This is a genomic window from Herbaspirillum sp. CAH-3 (genome assembly GCF_009668275.1).
GTDB lineage: Bacteria > Pseudomonadota > Gammaproteobacteria > Burkholderiales > Burkholderiaceae_D > Herbaspirillum > Herbaspirillum aquaticum.
This window is the reverse complement of record NZ_VSWE01000001.1, coordinates 165801-184735: the sequence shown is the minus strand read 5'-3', so window position 1 is coordinate 184735 and position 18935 is coordinate 165801. Positions and strand designations below refer to the sequence as shown.

The following is an 18935-nucleotide window of genomic DNA, read 5'->3' as shown; positions in this document are numbered from 1 at the left end:
TGCTTTTCGACTTATCGGTCGATTTCCCCGAACACGATGTCTTGCGTACCAATGATGGTGACCGCATCGGCAATCATGTGACCCTTGGCCATTTCGTTCAGGGCTTGCAGGTGGGCAAAGCCCGGGGCACGGATCTTCAGGCGGTACGGCTTGTTGGCACCGTCGGAGACCAGGTAGATACCGAATTCGCCCTTCGGATGCTCGACGGCAGCATACGCCTCGCCGGCAGGCACGCGGAAGCCTTCGGTGAACAGCTTGAAGTGGTGGATCAGGTCTTCCATGTTGGACTTCATGTCCGCACGTTTGGGAGGCGCGATCTTGTGGTTGTCGGTAATGACCGGACCCGGATTGTTGCGCAGCCACTCCACACATTGCTTGATGATGCGGTTGGACTGGCGCATTTCGGCCACGCGCACCAGGTAACGGTCGTAGCAGTCACCGTTCTTGCCGATGGGGATGTCGAAGTCCAGCAGGTCATACACTTCGTAAGGCTGCTTCTTGCGCAAGTCCCAGGCGATGCCCGAGCCACGCAGCATCGGACCGGTGAAGCCCATCTGCAATGCACGTTCCGGCGAGACCACGCCCACGCCGACCAGGCGCTGCTTCCAGATACGGTTGTCGGTCAGCAGGGTTTCGTATTCGTCGACATAGGTCGGGAAACGATTGGTGAAGTCTTCGATGAAGTCCAGCAGCGAGCCCTGACGGTTTTCGTTCAGTTCGCGGATGGCCTTCTCGTTGCGCACGATGGAAGCCTTGTACTGCGGCATGCTGTCCGGCAGGTCGCGGTAGACGCCACCCGGCCGATAGTAGGCCGCGTGCATGCGGGCGCCGGAGACGGCTTCGTAGCAGTCGAACAGGTCTTCGCGCTCACGGAAGGCATACAGCAGCACGCCCATCGCACCCACGTCCAGCGCGTGTGCGCCGATCCACATCAGGTGGTTCAGCAGGCGGGTGATTTCGTCGAACATCACGCGGATGTACTGCGCGCGCAGCGGCACTTCGATGCCCAGCAGGCGCTCGATGGCCAGCACGTAACCGTGCTCGTTGCTCATCATCGAGACGTAGTCCAGGCGATCCATGTAAGGCACGGATTGCAGGAAGGTCTTTTGCTCGGCCAGTTTTTCGGTGCCACGGTGCAGCAGGCCGATGTGCGGGTCGGCACGCTGGATGACTTCACCGTCCAGCTCCAGCACCAGGCGCAGCACGCCGTGCGCGGCCGGGTGCTGGGGACCGAAGTTCAGCGTATAGTTTTTGATCTCTGCCATTATTTGATCCCGTAGTTTTCTTCACGAATGATGCGCGGGGTGATTTCGCGCGGCTCGATCGTTACGGGTTGATAGATGACGCGTTTCTGTTCGGCGTCGTAACGCATTTCGACATAGCCGGACACCGGGAAGTCCTTGCGGAACGGGTGGCCAATGAAGCCATAGTCGGTCAGGATGCGGCGCAGGTCGGGGTGACCGTCGAAGAGGATGCCGTAGAAGTCAAACGCTTCACGTTCATACCAGCCAGCCGAATTCCAGATCGGATCGACCGAGGCCACGATGGGCAGATCATCATCCGGCGCAAACACGCGCACACGCACACGCCAGTTGTGCGAGATCGACATCAGGTGCGACACCACGGCAAAGCGCGGACCGTCCCAGGCACCATCGCCATAGGTCGAGTAATCCACGCCGCACAGGTCGATCAGTTGTTCGAAACGGGTGTCGGCATGGTCGCGCAGCACGCGCATGGCCGACAGGTAGTCAGCGGCCTTGACCACCACGGTGACTTCACCGAGGGCCACGGTCAGGTTCTGAAGATACCCTCCAAGCGCATTACGCAGGGCGGCTTCGAGAGTTTCCAATTTTGTCGTCATACTGCCCTCTTAGCGCGCGATGGTGTTGGTGCGCTTGATCTTGTTCTGCAGCTGGATCACGCCATACAGCAGCGCCTCAGCCGTCGGCGGGCAACCCGGGACATACACGTCGACCGGCACGATGCGGTCGCAGCCACGCACCACCGAGTACGAATAGTGGTAATAGCCACCGCCGTTGGCACAGGAGCCCATGGAGATGACCCAGCGCGGCTCCGGCATCTGGTCGTAAACCTTGCGCAGCGCCGGCGCCATCTTGTTGCACAGGGTGCCGGCCACGATCATCAGGTCGGACTGGCGCGGCGACGGACGGAACACCGCACCGAAGCGGTCCAGGTCGTAACGCGACGCACCGACGTGCATCATTTCAACCGCGCAGCACGCCAGACCGAAGGTCATGGGCCACAGGGATCCGGTACGGGTCCAGTTGATTACCTTATCCAGCGAGGTGGTAACAAACCCCTCATTCAATACGCCTTCAATAGACATGGCTTACTCCCAATCCAGGGCACCCTTTTTCCAGATGTACCAAAATCCGACAACAAATTCAGCGATGAAGACCATCATCGTGACGAAACCTTGCCAGCCCAGCTCACGCATGGACACGCCCCAAGGGAAGAAGAAGGCGGTTTCCAGGTCAAACAGGATGAACAGGATGGCGATCAGGTAGTAGCGCACATCGAACTTCATGCGCGCATCTTCGAATGCTTCGAAACCGCATTCGTAAGGAGAAGTTTTTTGAGCGTCCGGCTTGTGCGGACCAAGAAGACGACCGAGGAGCTGGGGAGCGACACCGACACCGATGCCGACAAGAATAAACAGGAGGACTGGGAAGTAATTTTCGAGGTTCACGATTGGCCGCTATGCGTTGGTTTATCGATGGGAATGATTCTCAATATCAATCAGAAACTTCCTCGACAAAAAGCCAGCTCAGGCACTAGGACCTTCGCTGGCTTTTCATTTCATTTCTATGGTGCCGACGACGAGACTCGAACTCGTACAGCTTTCGCCACTACCCCCTCAAGATAGCGTGTCTACCAATTTCACCACGTCGGCTTGAAGCAGCTATTGTACCTTCATTTGTTACTCTTGTTCAATGCACAATCAGCAAAAAAGAAAGATTCTTCCTACTTTATTCTTCGATTATTCCAGAATCCGCAAAGGCTTATTTCGGAATCTGATTCGACTGGTCGCCCGGCTTTGCAGCGTCGGTCGGCGCAGCCGGTGCGGCGGGCGCGGCCTGCTGGGCAGGGGCGGCCGGCACCTGCAGATTATCCATCACGCTGCCGCTTTGCGCAGTGTGGTGATTGCCGATGAAGGTCAGGCCCAGGGTGGCCACGAAGAAAATGCCGGCGGCCACGGCCGTCGACTTCGACAGGAAGTTCGACGAGCCGGTCGCACCGAAGAGGCTGCCCGACGCGCCGGAGCCGAAGGCAGCGCCCATGTCAGCACCCTTGCCGTGCTGCAGCAACACCAGACCGATGATCGCCAGCGCTGCCAGCACCTGAACTACAACCACAACCAAAAACAAAGTATTCATTTAAACAAGTCCACTCTTGATGTTTCAATCGCCTGCTGCATCTGCGTCAAAGTATCGCTTCCGCAACTGACAAACCCCTTACTCTACTTCAGGCCGCTGCCTTGATGATGGCCAGGAAATCCGCCGCCTTCAATGCCGCACCGCCGATGAGACCGCCATCGATGTCAGCCATGGCCAGCAGCTGCTCGGCATTGTCCGGCTTCATGCTGCCGCCGTACAGGATACGTACCTTGGCCGCCGCTGCCGCACTCTTGGCACCGAGACGCGCACGCAGCATCGCATGCACTTCCTGGGCCATTTCCGGCGTGGCGGTCTTGCCAGTACCAATTGCCCAGACCGGTTCGTAGGCCACCACGATGCGGGCCGCCTCTTCCACGCTCAGCACTGCCAGAACGACGTCGAGCTGGCCGCCCACGATTTCATTGGTCTGATCGGCTTCGCGCTGCTCCAGCGTTTCACCCACGCAGACCACCGGCGCCAGGCCAGCCTTCAATGCCGCCACCGTCTTGGCCGCCACCGCTGCGTCGGTCTCGCCGTGATAGGCGCGACGCTCGGAGTGACCCAGGATGACATATTGCACACCGAATTCCTGCAGCATCGCTGCAGACACCTCGCCGGTGTAGGCACCGGCAGCGTGCGCGGACATGTCCTGCGCACCCAGTGCCACGGCCGAACCGGCCACCGCACCCTGCACCTGCGCCAGGTAAGGCGCCGGCACACAGACGGCCACATCGCACACATCAGCCGGCAGGCTTTCCTTGATTCCAGCCACCAGGGCTGCATTGGCAGCCAGGCTGCCATTCATTTTCCAGTTACCGGCTACGAGTTTGCGACGCATAGGCTGATTTCTACGAGATGGGTGTCAATTTGGATAACCTCGTATTGTAGCCGGTACGGGCGCTTGGCGCAAAGCCGGACTGTCGCGGCCGTGCGTCCCACCCTCCCCCGCTCACAGTTCCAGCATGATCTTGCCGATGTGGGCGCTCGATTCCATCATGGCATGGGCCTGGGCTGCCTGCTCCAGCGGGAAACGATGATGGATCACCGGCTTGATCTTGCCGGCCTCGATCAGCGGCCACACGTGCTGGCGCAGCTTGGCCGCAATCGCCGCCTTGAAGGCCACGGGGCGCGGACGCAGGGTCGAGCCGGAGATGGTCAGGCGGCGGCGCATGACTTGCCCCATGTCCAGTTCGCCCTTGGATCCACCCAGCTGGGCGATGAAGACCAGGCGGCCATCATCGGCCAGGGACTTGATCTCGCGCGGCAGGTAGTCGCCGCCGACCATGTCCAGGATCACGTCCACACCCTTGCCGCCAGTCAATTCCTTGACCACCGCCTCGAAATCCTCGGTTTTGTAATTGATGGCACGTTCCGCACCCAATTCTTCACATGCGCGGCACTTGTCGGCACTGCCGGCCGTGGCAAACACGCGATGCCCCAGCGCACGGGCGATCTGGATGGCCGTCACGCCGATGCCGGAAGAGCCGCCCTGCACCAGCAAGGTTTCTTCACCTGACAATTGGCCACGGTCGAAGACGTTGCTCCACACAGTGAAGTAATTTTCCGGCAGGGCCGCCGCCTCCAGCGCGCTCAAGCCCTTGGGCACCGGCAGACACTGGGCCAGCGGCGCCGCACAGAACTCGGCATAGCCGCCGCCCTGCACCAGCGCACAGACCAGGTCGCCCAGCTTGAACCCGCTGTCGCCCAGGTCGCCGGCCACGATCTCACCGGCCACTTCCAGGCCCGGCAGGTCGGAAGCCCCAGGCGGCACCGGATAGTTGCCGGTGCGCTGGAATACGTCCGGACGGTTCACGCCCGCCGCATGCACCTTGATGAGCACTTCACCTGCCTTCAACTCCGGCACGGGCCGCTCACAGGCCTGCAATACCTCGGGGCCGCCAAATTGCTTGATCTCGATTGCGCGCATGTGTCCTATCCTTCAATTCAATGGGGTGTGATGGGTCTCAGAGCGAAGCCGCCGCCCGCGCCGCCGTGTCATACAGCCCGGAAGCATTGCGCAGCAGCTGGGCCGCCTCGCCGATGGCCTGGTTGGGAATGCCGCTCTCGGCCTGTACCTCGATGAGGCAGCGCTCGCGCACTTCGCGGTACTTCATGCACAGCGCCTGCCCGGCCGGGGTGGTCGAGAACAGCAATTCCTTGCCGGCCTTCTCGCTCTTGACGTAGCCGGCCTTGACCAGCTTCTTCAAGGCATAGGTGACCACGTGGGTGTCCTCGACGTTCAATACGAAACAGATATCGGCCAGTTTTTTCTTGCGGTCCCGATGATTGACGTGATGCAGCAGGGAGACCTCGATGGCCGTCATGTCCTTCGCACCGGCGGCGGCCATGCAGCGCACCATCCAGCGGTTGAAGGCATTGCTGGCCATGATGAGGGCATATTCCAGCTCGGAGAGCTCGGCACTGCGCTCGGAAACCAGGTGCTGCGACGACACGATCTTGGTCGGGCGCGGTGCCGGGTCGGCACCGGGCAATTCAGTCTGGACGGGCTTGGACGTCTCGTTGTTCTCTTGGCTCATGGGAAGCGTGGGGCTCAGGACGACAGAATGGCAACACTATAGCGCAAAGATTAAATAAATAATTTATCGACATATTGTTTATATTTTCTTTGAAATGTAATATCCGCAAAAAAGCAGGGCATCACCAGACGCACCTTGACCCCGGCAGCGGCACGGCCGGGTTCTCAACAAAAATCTCAGCCGAGGCGAGAGACACATGCAGCCACCCCAGCTCCACCCTTTGGGCGACCGCGCACTGCTCTGCAGTTTGCAGCCCCCCGCCACCCTGCCCCAGCAGCAACGCATCTGGGCGCTGGCCACGCTGGCCAGTGAATGGGAAGAAGTCAGCGAAGTCGTGCCCGGCATGAACAACCTGACCCTGATCACCAAGCGCCCCATCATCGATCTGGACACCCTGTCGCAGCGCGTCCTGAAGAGCTGGCCCAAGCTCGGCAGCACGGCCAGCGAAGGCCGCATGGTCGAGATCCCGGTGGTCTATGGCGGCAGCGCCGGTCCGGACCTGGACAACGTGGCCCGTCACACCGGCCTGTCGACCAGGGAAGTGATCGAACGCCACAGCAGCGCCGAATACGTGGTGTATTTCCTCGGCTTCCTGCCCGGCTTCGCCTACATGGGCGGGCTTGACGCCAGCCTGGCCACGCCGCGCCACACCACGCCGCGGGTGAGCATCCCGGCCGGGTCGGTAGGCATCGGCGGCGAGCAGACCGGCATCTATCCGATGGCCTCCCCCGGCGGCTGGCAACTCATCGGCCGCACCGCCCTGCAACTGTTCGATCCTTCCCAGCAACCGCCGACGCTGCTGCGTCCCGGCGACCGTGTACGCTTTACCGTGGAGCGCGTGGCCTCATGATCGACATCATCCAACCCGGCATGCTGGCCTCGGTGCAGGACATGGGCCGCAGCGGCCATCGCAGCCTGGGCATCCATCCCGGCGGCGCCCTCAATACGCTGGCGCTGGCCAGCGCCAACCTGCTGGTCGGCAATCCGGTCGATGCGGCCGGACTTGAAATCACCATGGGCGTGGCCGAACTGCGCTTCACCCGCGACACCCGCATCGCCCTCGGTGGCGACGATATCGGGGCCACCCTCGATGGCAAACCCATCGCCGCCTGCTGGAGCATTCCGGTGCGCGCCGGCAGCGTGCTCAAGCTGAGCCTGGCGACCGCCGACTCCCCCGAGCAGGCGCCTCGCCATAGCATGCGGACCTACCTCGCTGTGGCCGGTGGTATCGATGTGCCGGTAGTGCTGGGTTCACGCAGCACGGACCTGAAAGCCGGCTTCGGCGGCCACCAGGGGCGTGCCCTCAAGCGTGGCGACAAGCTCCCCATCGGCGACGCCAGCGCCGCCTCTGCCGCGGTCCATGGTCCGGCCTTCGGCGTGCGTTCCCCGCGCTGGAGCGGCCTGGCCCTGCGTGCCGATGAACACAGCCAGCACGTCACCCTGCGCGTGCTGCCCGGCCCCGAATTCGATCAGTTCAGCAAGACCTCGCGTGAAGCGCTGTGGTCCGACACCTGGCGCGTCACACCCAACAGCAACCGCATGGGCTATCGCCTCGAAGGTCCGGAACTCAAGCGCAAGCAAGGCCGCGACATGCTCTCGCATGGCGTGGTGCCGGGCGTGATCCAGGTGCCGCCCTCGGGCCAGCCCATCATCCTGATGGGCGATGCCCAGACCACCGGCGGCTATCCGAAGATCGGCGTGATCATCGGTGCCGACCTGTGGAAGCTGGCACAAGCCCCGCTGAATGCCACCCTGCGGCTGGAACCCTGCGAGCTGGCCGATGCCCTGGCCGCCGCCGAAGAACAGCAGCGCTATCTCGATTCCATCCGCGCCACGGTCGCCGCCCTGGACTGGTCGCGCGCCACGCTCTACAAGAAATAAGGGAACGCCATGCATATCGATCTCAATGCCGACCTCGGCGAAGGCTGCGACACCGACGAACAACTGCTGACCCTGGTCAGCTCCGCCAACATCGCCTGCGGCTGGCATGCAGGCGACGCCAGCACCATGCGGCGCAGCGTGCGCTGGGCGATCCAGAATCACGTGGCCATCGGCGCCCACCCCAGCTTCCCCGACCGTGAAAACTTCGGCCGCAGCGCCATGCAATTGCCGCCCGAGGACATCGTCAGCGGCATGCTTTATCAACTCGGCGCGCTCGACGCCATCGTGCGCGCCGAAGGCGGCCGCATGACCCACGTCAAGCCGCACGGTGCGCTCTACAACCAGGCCGCCAAGGATGCCGTGCTGGCCAATGCGATCTGCGCCGCCATCCGCACCTTCAATCCCGAACTGAGCCTGTATGGCCTGGCCGGCAGCGAACTGATCGCCGCCGCCCGCCATGCCGACCTCAATGCGGTCGAAGAAGTGTTTGCCGATCGCGCCTATGAAGCCGATGGCAGCCTGGTCGCACGCAGCAAGCCCGGTGCCATGATCGAGAACGATGCCGAGGCCATCGCCCAGACCCTGATGCTGGTCAAGCAAAAGAAGGTCAAGGCCATCGACGGCAGCCTGGTCGAAGTCAATGCACAGACCGTGTGCCTGCACGGAGATGGCGCGCACGCACTGGATTTCGCGCGCCAGATTCGGGCACGCCTGCACGCCGAGCAGATTGCCGTGCGCGCGACGGTATGAAGGATTTTTCCAGCGTCCTCGCAAGACGCAGGAAAGTAGGCACCTGCACTTGAACACGGGGTGCCGCAAGCTGTAGTTCGTTTCCGAAAACAACAAGAAAAGCCGCCAGCCTGAGGCCCGCGAGGTCGCAGGAAAAGTCACGCCCCTGCTCTTTGCAAATTCACGCAAATCCAGTCTGGGCGCGGCTTTGCGCGACATCGCTGGCACGGACCTTGCACCATGGTGGCAGGATTTTTCCTCATTCACATAGGGAGTTTTTCATGGAGAGTACGACACTGTTGCCGCTGATCGGGATACCGATCGTCGTGGCCGGTTTTGCCTTGCGTTTCAACCCGCTGCTGGTAGTCACGGTCGCGGGCCTCACCACCGGCCTGTCGGTCGGCATGGACTTCGGCATGCTGCTGGAGACCTTCGGCGAGAAGTTCGTCAACAGCCGTTCGCTGGCGACCTTCCTGCTGATCCTGCCGATCATCGGCCTGTTGGAACATTATGGCCTCAAGGAACGCGCCCAGGCGTGGATCTCCAGCATCGCCAGCGCCACCTCGGCGCGCATCCTGATGCTCTACTTCATCCTGCGCGAAGGCACGGCCGCACTCGGCCTGATCTATCTCGGCGGCCAGGCGCAGACGGTGCGCCCGCTGCTGGCACCGATGGCTGAAGGCGCAGCGGTCAACGCCTATGGCGAAGACCTGCCGCAACACATCCGCGACAAGATCAAGGCCCATGCCGCCGCCTGCGACAACATCGCCGTGTTCTTCGGCGAGGACATCTTCATCGCCTTCGGCGCGGTGCTGCTGATGGATGCCTTCCTGAAGGAGAACGGCATCACCAACATCGAGCCGCTGCACATCGGCCTGTGGGCCATCCCCACGGCCCTGTCGGCGCTGGTGATCCACATGTTCCGCCTGACCCGCCTCGACGCCTCCATCCGCCGCGACGTCGATGCGTGGAAAGCTACCCAATCCGCTGCCAAGGTGTCCGCATGAATACGCTCATCTCGATCAACCGCATCTACTACCTCATCGGCATCATCGTCATGATGCTGACCGTGATGACCCTGCGCGACAAGGGCAACCCCAAGCGTTTCACGACGGCCCTGTTCTGGTTCCTGTTCGGCGCCGTGTTCCTGTTCGGCGACCTGCTGGTGGAAAACCTGGGCAAGTCCATGGCTCACCGCATCATTGGCGGCACCGTCATCATCATCTCGCTCATCGCCGGCACCGGCCTGCTCTCCATGGGCAGCTACGCAACCTCCACGCATGAAGAGCGCGTGACCTCCTCCAAGCGACTGGGCAACTGGCTGTTCTTCCCGGCGGTGCTGATCCCGGTCATCACGGTGGCCTGTACCGTACTGCTCAAGGGTGTCTCGGTCGGCGGCCTGATGCTGCTGGACCAGAAGCAGCTGACCCTGGCCGCCCTGTGCGTAGCCTGCGTGTGCGCGCTCATCGCCGGTTGCGTGCTTACCCGTGGCTCGCCGCTGCAGGCAGTGCGCCAGTCGCGCCGCCTGGTGGACTCCATCGGCTGGGCCGCGATCCTGCCGCTGATGCTGGCCATGCTCGGCGGCGTCTTCGTGGCTGCCAAGACCGGCACCTCGGTGCAGCAGGTGGTGAGCCTGTTCGTCAATCCGGACAATCGCTTCCTGGTGGTGGTGATCTACTGCGTGGGCATGGCGCTGTTCACGATGGTGATGGGCAATGCGTTCGCCGCCTTCCCGGTGATGAGCGCGGGCATCGCGCTGCCCTTCCTGATCCTGGGGCATCACGCCGATCCGGCACCGCTGGTGGCCATCGGCATGTACTCGGGCTATTGCGGCACGCTGATGACGCCCATGGCCGCGAACTACAACATCGTGCCGGCCGCGCTGCTGGAACTGAAGAACAAGTACCAGGTCATCAAGGTGCAGATCCCCACCGCACTGACGCTGCTGACCGTGAACGTGTTCCTGATGTACTTCCTCGCCTTCCGCTGACCTGAACGGATGGCCGGACCTGGCCGCATGCGCTGTTGCGGCCGGGTCGCCCCACTTGCTTCAAGGAGTCCCCATGCAACTCACTCTCGACCGGGCCGAACAATTTGCCCGCATGCCGCTGGCCTACCTGCGCCAGGAATATCCCAACCACATCATGCACGTGCTCAACGGCCCCGAAGACGTGCTCTCGCCGCGCGCGCTGCATCCGGTCTTCTACGGCTGCTACGACTGGCATTCGGCCGTGCATGGCTTCTGGCTGCTGCTGCGCTGCGTGCAGCGCTATCCTCAACTGCCCGCACGCAGCGATATCGAGGCCATCTTCGATGAGCACTTCACGCCGGAATTGATGGAACGCGAGACCGACTATTTCCGTGTCGGTGGCCGCGCCTCATTCGAACGTCCCTACGGTTTCGGCTGGATCCTTGCGCTGGACCAGGAACTGGCGCAATCCACACTGCCGCGCGCCGCCGCATGGCGTGCCGCGATGCAGCCGCTGACGCTGGAGATCCGCCGCCGCCTGCTGGACTACCTGTCCAAGCTGAGCTATCCGATCCGTGTCGGCACGCATTACAACACCGCCTTTGCCCTGGCGCTGTCACTGGACCAGGCCCGCCACATCAAGGATGGCGAACTGGAGCAGGTGATCCTGGCCAGTGCACAACGCTACTACGGCAAGGACACCGACTACCCAGCCCACTACGAACCCGGCGGTGACGAATACATCTCCGGCGCACTGACCGAAGCCCTGCTGATGAGCAAAGTTCTCCCGGCGCAGGAGTTCGCGACCTGGTTCGATCGGTATCTGCCGCGCGTGTCGGAAGTCGAACAGATCATGCAGCCGGCCCACGTCTCCGACCCGACCGATCCCAAGATCGCGCACCTGGACGGCCTGAACCTCTCGCGCGCCTGGTGCATGAAAAACGTGCTGCGCCACCTGCCCGCCCACCACGCTGCGCGCAGTGCCATCGAAGCGTCGATCCAGCGTCACATCGCGGCCTCCATCGACCAGGTGGTGGGCAGCCACTACAGCGGTGGCCACTGGTTGGCCAGCTTTGCCATGCTGGCGCTGGAAGACTGATCCACACCCCGTGCTCCTGCGAAAAAGCCCTCGCTCCCGATGACGGAAGCGAGGGCTTTTTGCTGGAACGCAGGCTGAATCTACTCAGCCACTTCCTTGCGCAAGGCCTGCTGCCCAGGCTGGGTCGGCATGGTCGCCGAGATCACGCGCGCACTGCGCTTGAAGGTGAAATACGCCCAGGCCCAATCGGCCATCACCATGATGCGGTTGCGGAAGCCGATCAGGAAATACACGTGCACGAACAGCCAGAACAGCCAGGCCGGATACCCCGAGAACTTGAGCTTGCCGACCATCGCAATGGCAGCCCGGCGACCGATGGTGGCCAGCGATCCGTAGTCCTTGTAGACGAAGCTCTCGGCCGGCTGCCCGGCAATGTGATGCTTGATGTTGCGCGCGGCCACGCGGCCCATCTGCTTGGCCGCCGGTGACACGCCCGGCACCGGCTTGCCCTCCGACTGTGCGGCGGCCAGGTCACCGATCACAAACACTTCGTCGTGGCCACCGATACAGAGCTGCGGCGTGACCGGTACACGACCAGCACGGTCCACCGGTACACCCAGTTTCTTGCCCAGCGGCGAGGCCGCTACACCTGCCGACCAGATCACGGTACGCGTGGCCAGGCTCTGCTCGCCATCGAAATTGGCGTAGCGCACGCAGGTCTCGTCGATATGCACCACACGGCAACCGGTGCGCACATCCACCCCGAGCTTGTGCAGCTGCTCGCGGGCTTTCTCCGAGAGGTCCGCAGGATAAGCGCCGAGCACGCGCTCCGAACCTTCCACCAGCACCACGCGGGCCGAATGCGGATCGATGTTGCGGAATTCGCCCGAGAGCGTATGGCGCGCGATTTCCACCAGCGTACCCGCCATCTCCACGCCCGTGGCGCCGCCGCCGATGACGGTGAAGGTCAGCCATTCCTGGCGGCGGCGCGCGTCGGTCTCGCGCTCGGCATGCTCAAAGGCCATCAGGATGCGCTTGCGGATTTCGAAGGCATCTTCCAGCGTCTTCAAGCCCGGTGCCAGCGTGCTCCATTCATCGTGACCGAAGTAGCTGTGCGTGGAGCCTGCCGCCACGATGAGGTAGTCATAGGCCAGCACGCTGCCGTCTTCCAGCGTGACCGATTTGCCGGCGGTATCGATCCCGGTCACCGCCGCCATCAGCGTGGTGAGGTTGCGCTGCTGCGCCAGGATGGCGCGGATCGGCGCACTGATGGCCGGGGCCGACAGCCCGGCCGTGGCCACCTGGTACAGCAAGGGCTGGAACAGGTGATGGTTGCTGCGATCGATCATGGTGATGCGCACATCGGCGTGGGCCAGTTCACGCGCTGCGGCCAGACCGCCGAAGCCGCAACCGATGATGATGACGTGGGGCATTGCCTTCCTTTCAAAAGTAACGTGTTGTTCTGTCCGCGCAAGCCGGTCATGAGAATCTGACCTGGCTGCACAGCTGTCCCCTACTCTCTATTCGGAACTGCATCTCTGCAGGTCTGCCTGCTGGCAGTGCCACGCCTTCCCCCTGATGAGCGCGGCATACCGGAACCTTGATGTCCCTCAAAGCAGACGGACAGAATCGCACACTTTTGGTTCGAAATCACTTGGGCAGATTGTCCGTATCCTGTTGCGCACGCCAAAAAAAATCCCCCGGCCTTGCGGCACGGGGGATTTCCTTGTTGCCTGTGCAGGCAGAAGGGATTACTGCGCTTCTTGCGGAGCGGCAGCGTCGCCTTCTTCAGCCTGGGCAGCCTTCATCGACAGCTTCAGGCGGCCGCGGTCATCGGTTTCCAGAACCTTGACGCGCACTTGCTGGCCTTCCTTGAGGTAGTCGGCCACGGCGTTGACACGCTCGTTGGCGATCTGGCTGATGTGCAGCAGACCATCCTTGCCCGGCAGGACCTGGACGATGGCGCCGAAGTCCAGCAGCTTCAGGACGGTGCCTTCGTAGATCTTGCCCACTTCCACGGAAGCGGTCAGCTCTTCGATGCGGCGCTTGGCTTCCTGTCCAGCCGACGCATCCACGGAGGCGATGGTGACCACGCCTTCGTCGCTGATGTCGATCTGGGTGCCGGTTTCTTCGGTCAGCGCGCGAATGACGGCGCCGCCCTTGCCGATCACGTCACGGATCTTTTCCGGGTTGATCTTGATGGTGATCAGGCGCGGTGCGAAGTCGGACAGCTCGGCACGGCCGGCCGGCACGGCTTCCTGCATCTTGCCCAGGATGTGGTGGCGGCCTTCCTTGGCCTGCTCCAGCGCGACCTGCATGATTTCCTTGGTGATGCCCTGGATCTTGATGTCCATCTGCAGGGCGGTAATGCCGTTGGCAGTACCGGCCACCTTGAAGTCCATGTCGCCCAGGTGATCTTCATCGCCGAGGATGTCGGTCAGGACGGCAAACTTGTTGCCTTCCTTGATCAGGCCCATGGCGATGCCGGCCACGTGGGCCTTCATCGGCACACCGGCGTCCATCAGTGCCAGGCAGCCGCCGCACACCGACGCCATCGAGGAGGAACCGTTGGACTCAGTGATTTCCGAGACCAGGCGCACCGAGTAGCTGAACTCGTCAGCAGCCGGCAGCGCGGCGATCAGCGCGCGCTTGGCCAGGCGGCCGTGGCCGATTTCGCGGCGCTTCGGGGTGCCCACGCGACCGGTTTCGCCGGTGGCGAACGGAGGCATGTTGTAGTGGAGCATGAAGCGGTCGGAGTATTCACCCAGCAGGCCGTCGATCTTCTGTTCGTCGCGTGCGGTACCCAGGGTCGCGATGACCAGGGCTTGCGTTTCGCCACGGGTGAACAGGGCCGAACCGTGGGTACGCGGCAGCACGCCGGTACGGATCGAGATCGGACGCACGGTGCGGGTGTCGCGGCCGTCGATGCGGGGTTCGCCTTCCAGGATCTGCGAACGCACGATCTTGGCTTCCAGGTCGAAGAGGATGGAACCGACTTCGGCAGCATCGGCAGCCACGCCGTTGTTGGCAGCGGCTTCAGCGACCAGGGCTTCGTTGACCTGGGCGGTCACGGCCTTGAGCTTTTCGGTACGGGCTTGCTTGTCCTTGGTCTGGTAGGCTTCGCGCAGCGGGCCTTCGGCCAGTTGCGAGACGCGTGCGATCAGGGCTTCGTTCTTGGCCGGGGCGGTCCACTGGACTTCCGGCTTGCCGCCTTCACGCACCAGGGCGTGGATGGCTTCAATGACGGCCTTGGACTGGTCGTGACCGAACACGACGGCACCCAGCATGACTTCTTCGGACAGCTGGTCGGCTTCGGATTCCACCATCAGCACGGCGGTTTCGGTACCGGCCACCACCAGGTCCAGCTGCGAGGACTTCAGCTGCGAGGTGGTCGGGTTCAGGACGTACTGGCCGTCGATGTAACCCACGCGGGCTGCGCCCACCGGGCCATTGAAGGGGATGCCGGCCAGCGACAGGGCTGCCGAGGCACCGATCATGGCGGGGATGTCCGGATCGATTTCAGGGTTCACCGACAGCACGTGGATGATCACCTGCACTTCGTTGAGGTAGCCTTCCGGGAACAGCGGGCGGATCGGACGATCGATCAGGCGCGAGGTCAGGGTTTCCTTTTCGGAAGGCTTGCCTTCACGCTTGAAGAAACCGCCGGGGATGCGGCCGGCTGCATAGGTCTTCTCGATGTAGTCGACCGTCAGGGGGAAGAAGTCCTGGCCGGGCTTGGCTTCCTTGCGGGCCACCACGGTGGCCAGGATGACGGTGTCTTCCACCGACACCACCACGGCGCCAGAAGCCTGGCGAGCGATTTCGCCGGTTTCCAGGGTCACTTGATGCTGACCGTACTGGAAGGTCTTGGTTACTTTATTGAACACGGTATTTCCTTTCTTTTATGGAGCCGGCCCCGACTGTGTCCGCGGTGCACGGCTTCCTTTTGCCGACAGATTTTCAGGCGCTGTCGTTCACCTCACCACAGTGGCCGGCGAAACCGGTCACTCACGACGAACGCGGCATTGATCACACAAACAGCCTGCCGCGATGAAACGATGATGCATTCCTGCCCCGAGGGAGGGCGTTTTGCGAGGGTGCTTGCCCCGGCTTATGCCTGAGCTTGCGGAATCGCAAAAAACAAAATGCCCGCGTCAACGAGTGACGCAGGCATTTCGTGGTGGTCCGGGGCGCAAACCCCGGGACCCAGACGCGGAGTCAAATTACTTGCGCAGACCGAGTTTCTCGATCAGGGCGCGGTAACGGTCAGCGTCCTTGTTCTTCAGGTAGGACAGCAGGCTCTTGCGACGGTTGACCATCTTGATCAGGCCACGGCGGGAGTGGTGATCCTTGACGTGGGCCTTGAAGTGGCCGTTCAGGTCGTTGATGCGCGCGGTCAGCAGCGCGACTTGCACTTCCGGAGAACCGGTGTCGTTCGTGCCGCGGGCGTTTTCGGAGATAATGGCAGCCTTGGCTGCTTTTTCGATGGACATTGCTTTTACCTTTCACAAGCGGTGTGCGGAGCGTCGGAAATCCCTGCCCTGCATACCGTGAACAAAAAATGAGAATCCGGTCAAACCGACCGGACGCGAAATTATATAGCAAAAAACCATTCCGACCAACTTTGGCAAGCATAGCCGCACGATTGCTGCCGATGACGCTGCGTCCCTGCCACAGCCAGCCGGAATGACAACTTACCCAGGAGTCGACATGCCTTCCCCCGTTTCCCTTATGCAACGCGCCCGCCCCAAGCTGGTGGCCGCCCTGCTGGCCGCCGCTGCCCTGTCCGGATGCGCCTCGCTGCTGCAACCGCCGGTGCAGCCGGGCGAGCCCGAAGAACAGGTCGTGGCCCGCCTCGGTGCGCCCACCAATGTGTATCCGGATGGCAACGGCCGCGTCTTTGAATACGCTGCCGGTGCTTTCGGCCAATACCAGTACATGGCCCGCATCGGCCCCGATCATCGCCTGATTTCCTACGAGCAAGCCTGGACCTTGCAGAATTTCCACGCCATCCGCGCCAAGCAGGACACCAAGCTCGACGTGCTGCGCCGGGTCGGCCGCCCGACTGAAGTGACGCGCTATGCCCGCATCCCCTTCGAGGCGTGGAACTATGGCTTCAAGGAAAGCGGCGTATGGAATTCGCAGATGACCGTGTATTTCAACGACCAGGGCATCGTGGAGAAGATCGAGAACGGTCCTGATCCGCGTTTCGATGATTCGCGCTTCCGCAACTGAGCACGCACATCCCCCGCCCTGCACCTGCACGATGAACAAAGAAGAAAAGCTGCCCGGATCACTCCGGGCAGCCTTTTCTTTTGAACGCAAGAACTGCAGCGCGCTTACACCACCGTCGCCAGCGCCAGCGTGAACAGCAGGGCCAGCACCGAGACCAGGGTTTCCATGACGGTCCAGGTCTTGAAGGTTTGCGGCACGGTCATGTTGAAGTATTCCTTGACCAGCCAGAAGCCGCCGTCATTGACGTGCGACAGGATCAGCGAACCGGCACCGGTGGCCAGCACCATCAGCTCGGGACGCACGCCACCGACGGTGGAGACGATGGGGGCCACGATACCGCAGGCGGTGGTCATGGCCACGGTGGCCGAACCGGTCGCCACGCGGATGAGCGCCGCCACGAACCAGCCCAGGATCAGCGGCGACAGGTGCGCATCGGTAGCGATGCCGACGATGGCCTTGGAGACGCCACCATCCATCAGGATGCGGCCAAAGCCCGCACCCGCACCAACCACCAGCGTGATACCCGCGATGGGTGCCAGGCACTCGTTGGTGAATTTCAGGATCTGGTCGGCGCCGAAGCCACGGGCGCGGCCGAAGGTCCAGAAGCTCACCAGAGTGGCGATCAGCAGCGCGATCACGGAGTTGCCGATCAGGCGCAGGAAATCATTGGCGAAGGTCTTGGGCGCGAAGAACAGGTCCGCCCAGCTGCCAATCAACATCAGCGCCACCGGCAAGAGGATGGTGAAGAGCGTGATGCCGAAGCCCGGCAGTTCGCGGTCCTTCTTGCTGTCATCGACGAATTGCGAAATCAGCGGATTGTCCGGATTGGGGATCACCACCTTGGAGATCAACTTGCCGAAGATCGGACCGGCGATGATGGCCGTGGGAATACCGACGATCAGCGCATACAGGATGGTGCGGCCGATATCGGCACTATACGCGGTCACTGCCAGCAGGGCTGCCGGGTGCGGCGGGATGAGGCCGTGCACCACCGACAGGCCGGCCACCATGGGAATGCCCACCAGCACCATGTTGGTCCCGGTACGCTTGGCGACGTTGAAGGCGATCGGCACCAGCAGCACGAAACCGACTTCGAAGAACACCGGCAAGCCGACGATGAAGGCCACCGTCATCATGGCCCAGTGCACGTTCTTTTCACCGAAGGCCTTGATCATGGTGTTGGCGATACGCTCGGCACCGCCCGACTCGGCCATCATCTTGCCCAGCATGGTTCCCAGGCCCACCACCAGCGCGATGTGGCCCAGCGCATTGCCTACACCGGTCTCGAAGGCCTTGACGATATTGCCCATGGGCATGCCCACGGCCAGGCCCAGCACCAGCGATACCACGATCAGCACGATGAACGGGTTCATCTTGAATTTGGCGATCAGCACGATCAACGCGATCACCGCTACCAGTGCATAGACCAGTAGCGCACTTCCTTGTACAGCCTCCATCTGTTGCTCCTCTTCAGAAGGTAAAAGACACCGCCGGCGATACGGCACCCCTGCCGGCAAACATGAACTGCGAAACCTGCAAAGCTTTCAAATCTTCAAAAGCTTTAAATCTTTTATATCTTTTAAATCTTTTATGGCGTTTGTTGTTCTTGTTCTTCTTGCCCTGCTTGCCCTGCTTGTCCTGGTTTCGGGGGACAAGGCGGCCAGGCGCCGCCCTGCCCTGGCGGCATCAGCGCTTGAAGGCCACGCAATCCACCTCGACCTTGCAGTCCACCACCATGCTGGAGACCACGCAGGCACGTGCCGGCGGATTGGCGCCGAAGTATTCCTTGAAGACCTTGTTGAAGGACTGGAAGTCGCGCGGATCATCGAGCCACACGCCACAGCGCACCACGTGCTCGGGGCCGTAGCCGGCTTCCTTCAGGATGGCCAGCACGTTCTGGATGGCCTTGTGCGACTGCGCCACGATGCCGCCGTCGATCACTTCGCCGTTCTCCATGGCCACCTGGCCCGAGACGTACAGCCAGCCATCGGCGGCCACTGCGCGTGCGAACGGCAGATGCTGGCCACCTGTGCCGCTGCCACCTTCCACACCAAATCGTTGAATGCTCATTGCTGCTCCTTTATTGAACTCGGATTGAACTCAGACGCGAATCTGAAAAAATGAATCTGAAAAAAAGAATCTAAAAA

At 62.1% G+C, this 18935-nt stretch carries 20 protein-coding genes and 1 tRNA gene; 7 read left to right on the top strand and 14 right to left on the bottom strand.

The annotated features are described in order from the left end of the window. Window positions 1-11 precede the first annotated feature (11 nt). The 9 genes from FYB76_RS00900 to FYB76_RS00860 all read right to left on the bottom strand — a co-directional run bounded on the left by FYB76_RS00900 (window position 12) and on the right by FYB76_RS00860 (window position 5935). The gene (locus tag FYB76_RS00900; RefSeq protein ID WP_088754184.1) at window positions 12-1265 is read right to left on the bottom strand and encodes an NADH-quinone oxidoreductase subunit D; all 1254 of its coding nucleotides are present in this window, start codon (window positions 1263-1265) and stop codon (window positions 12-14) included. Next, window positions 1265-1861 (bottom strand): NADH-quinone oxidoreductase subunit C, encoded by a 597-nt coding sequence (locus tag FYB76_RS00895; RefSeq protein ID WP_088754183.1) that lies wholly within the window; start codon window positions 1859-1861, stop codon window positions 1265-1267. Before FYB76_RS00895 ends, FYB76_RS00900 begins: the two co-directional genes overlap by 1 nt. A 9-nt stretch (window positions 1862-1870) precedes the next feature. Then, window positions 1871-2347 (bottom strand): NADH-quinone oxidoreductase subunit B family protein, encoded by a 477-nt coding sequence (locus FYB76_RS00890; RefSeq protein WP_006712940.1) that lies wholly within the window; start codon window positions 2345-2347, stop codon window positions 1871-1873. Between the two features lie 3 nt (window positions 2348-2350). Continuing rightward, window positions 2351-2710 (bottom strand): NADH-quinone oxidoreductase subunit A, encoded by a 360-nt coding sequence (locus FYB76_RS00885; protein ID WP_006712939.1) that lies wholly within the window; start codon window positions 2708-2710, stop codon window positions 2351-2353. 119 nt (window positions 2711-2829) lie between these two features. After that, window positions 2830-2914 (bottom strand) — tRNA-Leu (locus FYB76_RS00880). 109 nt (window positions 2915-3023) lie between these two features. Beyond that, a complete protein-coding gene (gene secG, locus FYB76_RS00875; RefSeq protein ID WP_088754182.1) occupies window positions 3024-3398 on the bottom strand; it encodes a preprotein translocase subunit SecG in 375 nt (124 codons plus the stop codon). Window positions 3399-3486: 88 nt separating this feature from the next. After that, window positions 3487-4236, bottom strand: a complete 750-nt coding sequence (gene tpiA, locus FYB76_RS00870) for a triose-phosphate isomerase (protein WP_154132377.1) — start codon at window positions 4234-4236, stop codon at window positions 3487-3489. Window positions 4237-4347: 111 nt separating this feature from the next. Then, on the bottom strand, window positions 4348-5325 hold the full coding sequence (locus FYB76_RS00865) for an NAD(P)H-quinone oxidoreductase (RefSeq protein ID WP_154132376.1): 978 nt from the start codon (window positions 5323-5325) through the stop codon (window positions 4348-4350). Between the two features lie 37 nt (window positions 5326-5362). Beyond that, window positions 5363-5935 carry a winged helix DNA-binding protein gene (locus tag FYB76_RS00860; RefSeq protein WP_229296840.1) on the bottom strand — a complete coding sequence of 191 codons (573 nt, stop codon included), beginning with the start codon at window positions 5933-5935 and terminating at the stop codon, window positions 5363-5365. A gap of 196 nt (window positions 5936-6131) precedes the next feature. Between FYB76_RS00860 and pxpB the strand changes: the two genes are divergently transcribed. The 6 genes from pxpB (at window position 6132) to FYB76_RS00830 (ending at window position 11613) form a co-directional block, all read left to right on the top strand. Next, entirely contained in the window at window positions 6132-6785 is a 654-nt protein-coding gene (gene pxpB, locus FYB76_RS00855; protein WP_154132375.1) for a 5-oxoprolinase subunit PxpB, read from the top strand. Then, on the top strand, window positions 6782-7816 hold the full coding sequence (locus FYB76_RS00850) for a biotin-dependent carboxyltransferase family protein (protein ID WP_154132374.1): 1035 nt from the start codon (window positions 6782-6784) through the stop codon (window positions 7814-7816). The genes pxpB and FYB76_RS00850 overlap by 4 nt, the downstream gene beginning before the upstream one ends. A 9-nt stretch (window positions 7817-7825) precedes the next feature. After that, entirely contained in the window at window positions 7826-8566 is a 741-nt protein-coding gene (gene pxpA, locus FYB76_RS00845) for a 5-oxoprolinase subunit PxpA (protein WP_154132373.1), read from the top strand. Window positions 8567-8826: 260 nt separating this feature from the next. Next, window positions 8827-9552 (top strand): DUF969 domain-containing protein, encoded by a 726-nt coding sequence (locus tag FYB76_RS00840; protein ID WP_013233768.1) that lies wholly within the window; start codon window positions 8827-8829, stop codon window positions 9550-9552. Continuing rightward, window positions 9549-10535 carry a DUF979 domain-containing protein gene (locus FYB76_RS00835; RefSeq protein WP_154132372.1) on the top strand — a complete coding sequence of 329 codons (987 nt, stop codon included), beginning with the start codon at window positions 9549-9551 and terminating at the stop codon, window positions 10533-10535. Before FYB76_RS00840 ends, FYB76_RS00835 begins: the two co-directional genes overlap by 4 nt. A 73-nt stretch (window positions 10536-10608) precedes the next feature. Beyond that, a complete protein-coding gene (locus FYB76_RS00830) occupies window positions 10609-11613 on the top strand; it encodes a DUF2891 domain-containing protein (RefSeq protein ID WP_154132371.1) in 1005 nt (334 codons plus the stop codon). 80 nt (window positions 11614-11693) lie between these two features. Here the strand turns inward: FYB76_RS00830 and FYB76_RS00825 are convergent, their stop codons facing one another. The 3 genes from FYB76_RS00825 to rpsO all read right to left on the bottom strand — a co-directional run bounded on the left by FYB76_RS00825 (window position 11694) and on the right by rpsO (window position 16046). Further along, the gene (locus FYB76_RS00825; RefSeq protein ID WP_088754174.1) at window positions 11694-12986 is read right to left on the bottom strand and encodes an NAD(P)/FAD-dependent oxidoreductase; all 1293 of its coding nucleotides are present in this window, start codon (window positions 12984-12986) and stop codon (window positions 11694-11696) included. Window positions 12987-13304: 318 nt separating this feature from the next. Further along, window positions 13305-15440, bottom strand: coding sequence for a polyribonucleotide nucleotidyltransferase (pnp, locus tag FYB76_RS00820; protein WP_220405528.1), 2136 nt, complete (start codon window positions 15438-15440; stop codon window positions 13305-13307). Window positions 15441-15776: 336 nt separating this feature from the next. Continuing rightward, a complete protein-coding gene (gene rpsO, locus FYB76_RS00815; RefSeq protein WP_006712917.1) occupies window positions 15777-16046 on the bottom strand; it encodes a 30S ribosomal protein S15 in 270 nt (89 codons plus the stop codon). A gap of 217 nt (window positions 16047-16263) precedes the next feature. Between rpsO and FYB76_RS00810 the strand changes: the two genes are divergently transcribed. Beyond that, window positions 16264-16788, top strand: coding sequence for a hypothetical protein (locus FYB76_RS00810; RefSeq protein WP_154132370.1), 525 nt, complete (start codon window positions 16264-16266; stop codon window positions 16786-16788). A 104-nt stretch (window positions 16789-16892) separates the two neighbouring features. Here FYB76_RS00810 and FYB76_RS00805 read toward each other — a convergent pair whose 3' ends face one another. Next, window positions 16893-18245, bottom strand: coding sequence for a GntP family permease (locus FYB76_RS00805; RefSeq protein WP_088754171.1), 1353 nt, complete (start codon window positions 18243-18245; stop codon window positions 16893-16895). A gap of 229 nt (window positions 18246-18474) precedes the next feature. Next, on the bottom strand, window positions 18475-18858 hold the full coding sequence (locus tag FYB76_RS00800; protein ID WP_050468372.1) for a RidA family protein: 384 nt from the start codon (window positions 18856-18858) through the stop codon (window positions 18475-18477). Window positions 18859-18935 lie beyond the last annotated feature (77 nt).

Excerpts from the sequence above, each read along its gene's own strand:
- FYB76_RS00900 (WP_088754184.1), bottom strand. The coding sequence starts at position 1,265 with ATGGCAGAGATCAAAAACTATACGCTGAACTTCGGTCCCCAGCACCCG.
- FYB76_RS00895 (WP_088754183.1), bottom strand. The coding sequence starts at position 1,861 with ATGACGACAAAATTGGAAACTCTCGAAGCCGCCCTGCGTAATGCGCTT.
- FYB76_RS00890 (WP_006712940.1), bottom strand. The coding sequence starts at position 2,347 with ATGTCTATTGAAGGCGTATTGAATGAGGGGTTTGTTACCACCTCGCTG.
- secG (WP_088754182.1), bottom strand. The coding sequence starts at position 3,398 with ATGAATACTTTGTTTTTGGTTGTGGTTGTAGTTCAGGTGCTGGCAGCG.
- tpiA (WP_154132377.1), bottom strand. The coding sequence starts at position 4,236 with ATGCGTCGCAAACTCGTAGCCGGTAACTGGAAAATGAATGGCAGCCTG.
- FYB76_RS00865 (WP_154132376.1), bottom strand. The coding sequence starts at position 5,325 with ATGCGCGCAATCGAGATCAAGCAATTTGGCGGCCCCGAGGTATTGCAG.
- FYB76_RS00860 (WP_229296840.1), bottom strand. The coding sequence starts at position 5,935 with ATGAGCCAAGAGAACAACGAGACGTCCAAGCCCGTCCAGACTGAATTG.
- pxpB (WP_154132375.1), top strand. The coding sequence starts at position 6,132 with ATGCAGCCACCCCAGCTCCACCCTTTGGGCGACCGCGCACTGCTCTGC.
- FYB76_RS00850 (WP_154132374.1), top strand. The coding sequence starts at position 6,782 with ATGATCGACATCATCCAACCCGGCATGCTGGCCTCGGTGCAGGACATG.
- pxpA (WP_154132373.1), top strand. The coding sequence starts at position 7,826 with ATGCATATCGATCTCAATGCCGACCTCGGCGAAGGCTGCGACACCGAC.
- FYB76_RS00840 (WP_013233768.1), top strand. The coding sequence starts at position 8,827 with ATGGAGAGTACGACACTGTTGCCGCTGATCGGGATACCGATCGTCGTG.
- FYB76_RS00835 (WP_154132372.1), top strand. The coding sequence starts at position 9,549 with ATGAATACGCTCATCTCGATCAACCGCATCTACTACCTCATCGGCATC.
- FYB76_RS00830 (WP_154132371.1), top strand. The coding sequence starts at position 10,609 with ATGCAACTCACTCTCGACCGGGCCGAACAATTTGCCCGCATGCCGCTG.
- FYB76_RS00825 (WP_088754174.1), bottom strand. The coding sequence starts at position 12,986 with ATGCCCCACGTCATCATCATCGGTTGCGGCTTCGGCGGTCTGGCCGCA.
- rpsO (WP_006712917.1), bottom strand. The coding sequence starts at position 16,046 with ATGTCCATCGAAAAAGCAGCCAAGGCTGCCATTATCTCCGAAAACGCC.
- FYB76_RS00810 (WP_154132370.1), top strand. The coding sequence starts at position 16,264 with ATGCCTTCCCCCGTTTCCCTTATGCAACGCGCCCGCCCCAAGCTGGTG.
- FYB76_RS00805 (WP_088754171.1), bottom strand. The coding sequence starts at position 18,245 with ATGGAGGCTGTACAAGGAAGTGCGCTACTGGTCTATGCACTGGTAGCG.
- FYB76_RS00800 (WP_050468372.1), bottom strand. The coding sequence starts at position 18,858 with ATGAGCATTCAACGATTTGGTGTGGAAGGTGGCAGCGGCACAGGTGGC.